General features: G+C 74.7%; 7 protein-coding genes. 4 read left to right on the top strand and 3 right to left on the bottom strand.

The features are described from left to right. Positions 1-7 precede the first annotated feature (7 nt). The 3 genes from AB0898_RS20990 to AB0898_RS21000 all read left to right on the top strand — a co-directional run bounded on the left by AB0898_RS20990 (position 8) and on the right by AB0898_RS21000 (position 2,649). Positions 8-604: a DUF3043 domain-containing protein gene (locus AB0898_RS20990; RefSeq protein WP_366804450.1), complete on the top strand. Its 597-nt coding sequence runs from the start codon at positions 8-10 to the stop codon at positions 602-604. 83 nt (positions 605-687) lie between these two features. Continuing rightward, positions 688-1,455 carry a class I SAM-dependent methyltransferase gene (locus AB0898_RS20995; protein WP_366804451.1) on the top strand — a complete coding sequence of 256 codons (768 nt, stop codon included), beginning with the start codon at positions 688-690 and terminating at the stop codon, positions 1,453-1,455. A 126-nt stretch (positions 1,456-1,581) separates the two neighbouring features. Beyond that, positions 1,582-2,649, top strand: coding sequence for a trypsin-like peptidase domain-containing protein (locus AB0898_RS21000; protein WP_366804452.1), 1,068 nt, complete (start codon positions 1,582-1,584; stop codon positions 2,647-2,649). 106 nt (positions 2,650-2,755) lie between these two features. On the opposite strand, the gene AB0898_RS21005 is transcribed toward AB0898_RS21000, so the two are convergent. The 3 genes from AB0898_RS21005 to AB0898_RS21015 form a co-directional block, all read right to left on the bottom strand. Next, positions 2,756-3,667 (bottom strand): DJ-1/PfpI family protein, encoded by a 912-nt coding sequence (locus tag AB0898_RS21005; RefSeq protein WP_366804453.1) that lies wholly within the window; start codon positions 3,665-3,667, stop codon positions 2,756-2,758. Beyond that, positions 3,664-4,203 (bottom strand): isochorismatase family protein, encoded by a 540-nt coding sequence (locus tag AB0898_RS21010; RefSeq protein ID WP_366804454.1) that lies wholly within the window; start codon positions 4,201-4,203, stop codon positions 3,664-3,666. Before AB0898_RS21010 ends, AB0898_RS21005 begins: the two co-directional genes overlap by 4 nt. 127 nt (positions 4,204-4,330) lie before the next feature. After that, positions 4,331-4,546, bottom strand: coding sequence for a hypothetical protein (locus AB0898_RS21015; RefSeq protein ID WP_366804455.1), 216 nt, complete (start codon positions 4,544-4,546; stop codon positions 4,331-4,333). Between the two features lie 164 nt (positions 4,547-4,710). Here AB0898_RS21015 and AB0898_RS21020 point away from each other — a divergent pair, with 164 nt between their 5' ends. Continuing rightward, the gene (locus tag AB0898_RS21020; RefSeq protein ID WP_366804456.1) at positions 4,711-5,910 is read left to right on the top strand and encodes a bifunctional adenosylcobinamide kinase/adenosylcobinamide-phosphate guanylyltransferase; all 1,200 of its coding nucleotides are present in this window, start codon (positions 4,711-4,713) and stop codon (positions 5,908-5,910) included. The last annotated feature ends 90 nt before the right edge of the window (positions 5,911-6,000 follow it).

Raw genomic sequence — 6,000 nt, forward strand, 5'->3', positions numbered from 1 at the left:
GGGTTTTGTGTTCCGTAGCCGTGCCAAGGACGAGAAGGCCCCCGCCGACAAGGCGCAGGTGACCCTCTCCAAGCAGACCCGTGACCCGCAGGCCCCGAAGGGCAGGCCCACTCCCAAGCGGAGCGAGGCCCAGTCCCAGCGGCGCAGTGTGGCCAGTACGCCGACGAACCGCAAGGACGCGGCCAAGCGCCAGCGCGAGGAGCGCCGCAGCGCTCTGGAGCGCCAGCGCAAGGCCCTGGCCGGCGGCGACGAGCGGTACCTGCCCGCCCGCGACAAGGGCCCGATCCGGAAGTTCGCCCGTGACTGGGTGGACTCGCGGATCAACGTCGCGGAGTTCTTCCTGCCCTCGGCCATCGTGATCCTCGTGCTCAGCATCGTGCGGGTGCCCGCGCTGCAGAGCATCGCGCTGATCCTGTGGCTGATCGTGATCGTGCTCATCGTGCTCGACTCGATCTGGAGCGGCATCCGGCTGCGCAAGGCGCTGGCCGAGCGCTTCCCGGCCGACAACCGCAGGGGCGCGGTGGCCTACGGCCTGATGCGCTCGCTCCAGATGCGCCGGCTCCGGCTGCCCAAGCCGCAGGTCAAGCGCGGAGAGCGGCCCTGAGCGCAGACGCGGCTCCCCGGCCCGCCGCCGGACTCCGGCAGGGCGGACCGGGTGTTTCACGTGACCTTCTGCGCCATGAGCTGGTGACCCGGCAGCTGGACGAGCAGCTGGCGGCGCGCTACGCCCTCGGGCGGCGGCTGCGGGTGCTCGACGTGGGCACCGGCCGGGGCGCGGGGGCGCTCAGGCTGGCCCGGCTCGGGCATCACGTCACCGGGGTGGAGAACGACCCGGTGGTGGTCGCGGCCGCGCGCGCGAACCTGGCCGCCGAGCCGGAGGGCGTGCGCGAGCGGGTCCGGCTGGTGCACGGTGACGGGCGGGACACCGGCGTGCACTTCCTGCCGGGCAGCTTCGACGTGGTGCTCTGCCACGGTCTGCTGATGCGGGTCGAGGAGCCCGATCCGCTGGTGGCGGGTCTGGCCCGGATGCTCGCGCCCGGCGGTCTGCTCTCGATCCTGGTGCGCAACGGCGACGCGCTCGCCATGCGGCCGGGTCTGGCCGGTGACTGGACGGGCGCCCTGGCCGCGCTCGACGCCACCGCCCTGCTGCCGCGCTCGCGGTCCGAGGCGGACGGGGAGGGCCCGGCCGAGCAGCCCGCCCCCCGGGTACGCGCCGACCGCCTGGCGGTGCTGACCGCCACCCTCGACGGCATCGCCGCCCCGCTGCACGCCTGGTACGGCGTGGGCGTGTTCGCCGACCTCGCCGACCCGGACGACCCGGGCGCCGCCACCCCGCCGTCCTCGTACCCGGCCGCCGACGTGCCGGGACTGCTGGACGTGGAGGAGCGGGCCGGGCGTACGGACCCGTACCGCGGTGTCGCGGCGCTGCTGCACCTGTGCGGGGTGCGGGGCTGAGCCCGTCGCCCGTACGCCGCTGAGTCCGTCGCCCGTTCGACGCTGAGTCCTTCGCCCGTACGGCGCTGAGCCCGTTCGGGCGTATCCGGCGGGCCGCTGCGGGCCCCGGGCGCTCAGACTCGGGGCATGGACGCTTCCCGTACCCGCGCTCTCGGCCGGGCGGCACCGGCCGCCGCCGTGCTGGCGTGCGCCGCCGTCCTCGGCTCCGGCTGTTCGGCGCCGGGCGCGGCCCCGGCCGAGCCGTCGGCCGCGCGGGCCGCGCTGCCCGAGGTGTCGAACCAGCTCCAGGACCAGTACCAGCGGGTCATCAAGGAAGTCCTGCCGTCGGTCGTGCAGATCCAGGCGAGCCGGGATCTGGGCTCGGGGGTGGTCTTCGACGACCAGGGGCACATCGTCACCAACGCGCACGTGGTCGGCGCGGAGAAGACCTTCAAGGTGACGACGGCCAGCAGCGAGGAGCAGCTGACCGCGAGTCTCGTCTACTCCTATCCCGACCAGGACCTCGCGGTGATCAAGCTGGACCGGGTGCCGGCCGGGCTGAAGCCGGCGGTGCTCGCGGACTCGGCCAAGGTGCAGGTGGGCCAGATCGTGCTGGCGATGGGCTCGCCGTTCGGGCTGTCCTCCAGCGTGACGCAGGGCATCGTCTCCGCGACCGGGCGGACGGTCAGCGAGGGCGACGAGGGCGGCGGCACGGGCGCGACCATCGCCAACATGGTGCAGACCTCGGCCGCGATCAACCCCGGCAACAGCGGGGGCGCCCTGGTGGACCTGGACGGGCAGGTCGTCGGCATCCCGACGCTCGGCGCCGCCGACCCCGGGATGGGCGGCGCGGCGCCCGGCATCGGCTTCGCCATCCCCTCCTCGCTGGTGCGCACGGTCGCCGGCCAGATCGTCGAGCACGGCAAGGTCACCGACTCCGGCCGCGCCGCCCTCGGCATCAGCGCCCGCACGGTCGTGGACGACGGCTACCGCCCCGTCGGCGCCGCCATCGTCACCGTCACCCCCGGCGGCCCCGCCGCCCGCGCCGCCCTCCGCACCGGCGACGTCATCACCCGCCTGGACAACACCACGATCACCTCGGTGACGGCCCTGGCGGAGGCTTTGGCGGCAGACAAACCGGGCCAACGGGTGAAGGTGACGTACCAGCGAAACGGCAGGGAGGGAACGACGGAGGTGACACTGGGCGAGCAGTGAGAGGGGTCGGGGCGGCGCGAAGCGCACGCCCCGAGGGGCGCGGGGAACTGCGCGACAAGCCACGACGGCCCGGCACCCGCGAGACGGACAGAACCACCAACGGCGATCAGGCGGTTGAAACCCGCCGAAGCCTGCGCAGCATCCTCGCGTCGTCGAACCCGACTTCCCGCGCAGCCGACTCCGCAGTCGCCCCATGCCCCATGAGATGCTCGGCCCGCTCGACCCGCAGCGCCTGCTGATACCGCAACGGCGTAAGCCCCGTCGCCCGCCCGAACACCCGCGTGAGCGTCCGCGCGCTGACGCCGACATGCGCGGCGAGAAAACCCAGCGGCAACCGCTCGGCGAACCGCGCGTCGATCAGATCCTGCACCCGGTGCGCGGTGTCGTCCAGATGCCCCCGGTACCGCAACATCGCACTGGCCTGCGGCTCGTCCCCGTTACGCCGCGCGTAGATCACCATCTCCCGGGCGACCCGCGCGGCCGGCGCGGGCCCGTGCCGTACCGCCAGCAGATGCAGCGCGAGATCGATCCCGCTGGCGATGCCCGCCGAGGTGACCACGCGGTCGTCGGTGGTGAAGAGCACGTCCCGCACGACGGTGGCCCGGGGATGGCGGGCGGCGAGTTCGTCCTGGAGCGCGTGGTGGGTCGTACAGCGGCGCCCGTCGAGCAGCCCCGCGCGGCCGAGCGCCTCCGCCCCGGCGCAGACGCTGGCGACGGTGCCGCCCGCCGCGTGGTGCGCGCGCAGCCGCTCGACGAGGGCGGCGCCGGGCTCGGGGCCGCCGCGCAGGGACGGGGCGCGCCAGCCCGGTACGACGACCAGGTCCCCGGGGTCCAGGGGCGGCCACTCGGTGCGCGCCAGGAGCGGCAGGCCCTGCGCGCTGGTGATCTGCGGGGACTCGGCGACGTAGTCGAGGGTGTACGGCTGCCCGAAGTCCGCCGCCGTGGCGAAGACCTGGGCCGGTCCGGCGAGGTCGAGGAGGTGGACGTCGGGCAGCAGGACGAAGACGACGCGGGTCATACGGGCGATGCTGCCAGCTCCGCGACGGTGGCGATGCGGGCGAAGCGGTCGCGCAGGACGGCCTGGGTGCGTTCCATGATCGCGTCCACGCCCAGGTCCCCGATGGGGTTGGTGGTGGTCGCGTCGGCCACGAAGACGACCTCGTAGCCGAGGTCGCTGCCGAGCCGGGCGGTGGTCTCGACGCACTGTTCGGTACGGATGCCGCACACCCACAGCTCGCCCACGCCCACCTCGGTCAGCAGTTGCTGGAGGTGGGTAGTGGTGAACGCGTTGTGCGCGGTCTTGCGCAGCACCGGTTCGCCGGGCAGCGGCGGCACCAGCTCCTCCAGGAGCCGTACGTGGCCGAGTTCGGGGTCGAACACGTCGCCGCTGCCGGGCTCGGTGTGCAGCACCCAGACGACGAGGTCGCCGTGGTCGCGGGCGAGCCGGACGAGCCGGTTGACGGGGTCGGCGATGTCGGGGTTGCCGATCTCCTTCCACAGCGGACGGGCGCGGAAGGATTCCTGGACATCGATGACGATGAGTGCTCGCTTCATGGCACCCAGTCTGACCTGGGGACATGCGGCTTCGGCAGACACGATCGGGGCCGGGTGCGGAACGATCCGGTCAGCACCGGGGGCGCCGTCAGGTCCCGGGCGCGCCGGGACCTGACGGGCGGCCGGGTTACGCGGTCTGGTCCGCGTTCAGGCTCATCGGGCCGTAGATCTCGGTGCCCTCCTCGAACAGCCGCACCTGGTCCGCGCCGCCCTCCAGGAGCGCCTTCCAGTGCTCGCCGATCCAGGACTCGGCGTCCCCCTGCGTGGTGAACTCCTCCGGCTCGACCGCGGGCGGGACCTCCGTCCCGTCGGCCTTCTCGAACCGCCACGTCCATGCCGTCATGCGGGCCTCCTTCGATCCGACGCTGCGGGCAGCGTATGCGCTCGGCGGCGCCGGTCACAGGAGATCGTGGATCATCACCCGGCCAGGGTGGCGACACGCCCCCGCCACCGCGGCTTCGGGGACACCGGGGCGCGGCAGCCGCCGGGCCGGGTGAAAATCGGTCCGTGGACGTCACTCTGCTCGGCACCGGTGCCCCGCCGGGGCTGCCCCGGCCCGACTGCCCCTGTGCCGTGTGCGCGACCGCCCTCGGCCCCGACGCGCGGGCGGCGACCGCGCTGCTGGTCGACGACGCGCTGCTCCTCGACCTCACCCCCGGAGCGGCCTTCGCGGCGGCACGGGCCGGGCACTCCCTGGGCGGGGTGCGTCAGGTGCTGCTCTCCCACCCGCACGACGGACCCGCCGTGGAGGTGCCGGCCGGGCTGCCGCAGCCGGTGCGGGTGCCGGACGGCCGTGAGCTGACCCTGCTGACCGGACACCGGGTACGGGCCCTGGCGATGGACGCGGGCGGCACCGGGTACGCGGTGACCGGCCCGGACGGACAGCGGCTGCTGTATCTGCCGCCGGGCGGCTTCCCGGCGGGCCTGGAGGCGCCGACGCGGGCGTACCACCTGATCCTCGCCGACGTGGTGGGCCGCCCGGACGCGCTGGCCCGGCTGCGCGCGGCCGGCGCGGCCGGCCCGACGACGGACGTGGTGGCCGTCCACCTCGACCACGACGTGCCGCAGGGCGCGGAGGTCCGGCGGCGGCTCGCGGCGGCCGGGGCGCGCGCGGTGCCGGACGGTACGACGCTGGCGGTGGGCGCGTACGAGGACGTGCCGGACGTGCCGCGCCGGACGCTGGTCCTCGGCGGCGCCCGCTCGGGCAAGTCGGTGGAGGCCGAACGCCGCCTGGAGGCCTTCCCCGACGTGCTGTACGCCGCCACCGGCGGCACGCGCGGCGGCGACTCCGAGTGGGCCCAGCGGGTCGCGGCGCACCGCGAGCGGCGGCCGGGGTCGTGGCGTACGACGGAGACGACGGACCTGGTGCCGGTGCTGGCCGAGGAGGGGCCGCCGGTGCTGATCGACTGTCTGTCGCTGTGGCTGACGGACGCCATGGACGCGGTCGGGGCCTGGGACGACGCGGAGTGGGCGGACGGCGGCGAGAAGGCGCTGCGCGAGCGGGTACGGGAGCTGGTGGCGGCGGTGCGCGCCGCCCGCCGCACGGTGGTGGCGGTGTCGAACGAGGTGGGCTCGGGCATCGTCCCGGCCACCGCCTCCGGACGCCGCTACCGCGACGAACTCGGCCGACTGAACGCGGCGTTCGCGGCCGAGTGCGAGCAGGTGCTGCTGGTGGTGGCGGGGCAGGCGCTGGTGCTGCGGGGCTAGGGGGTGTCTCGTCGATCAGGCCGGATCAGGGAGCGGCGTCTGGTGCCGTGCGTCGCAAGGCGGAGGAGGGAGTCGATGCGGAGCATCGGC

The organism is Streptomyces sp. NPDC005435 (assembly GCF_040703155.1).
Lineage (GTDB): Bacteria > Actinomycetota > Actinomycetes > Streptomycetales > Streptomycetaceae > Streptomyces.

What these genes read in the sequence shown, in the direction of transcription:
- AB0898_RS21000 (WP_366804452.1), top strand. Translation starts at nt 1,582, where the DNA reads ATGGACGCTTCCCGTACCCGCGCTCTCGGCCGGGCGGCACCGGCCGCC.
- AB0898_RS21005 (WP_366804453.1), bottom strand. Translation starts at nt 3,667, where the DNA reads ATGACCCGCGTCGTCTTCGTCCTGCTGCCCGACGTCCACCTCCTCGAC.
- AB0898_RS21015 (WP_366804455.1), bottom strand. Translation starts at nt 4,546, where the DNA reads ATGACGGCATGGACGTGGCGGTTCGAGAAGGCCGACGGGACGGAGGTC.
- AB0898_RS21010 (WP_366804454.1), bottom strand. Translation starts at nt 4,203, where the DNA reads ATGAAGCGAGCACTCATCGTCATCGATGTCCAGGAATCCTTCCGCGCC.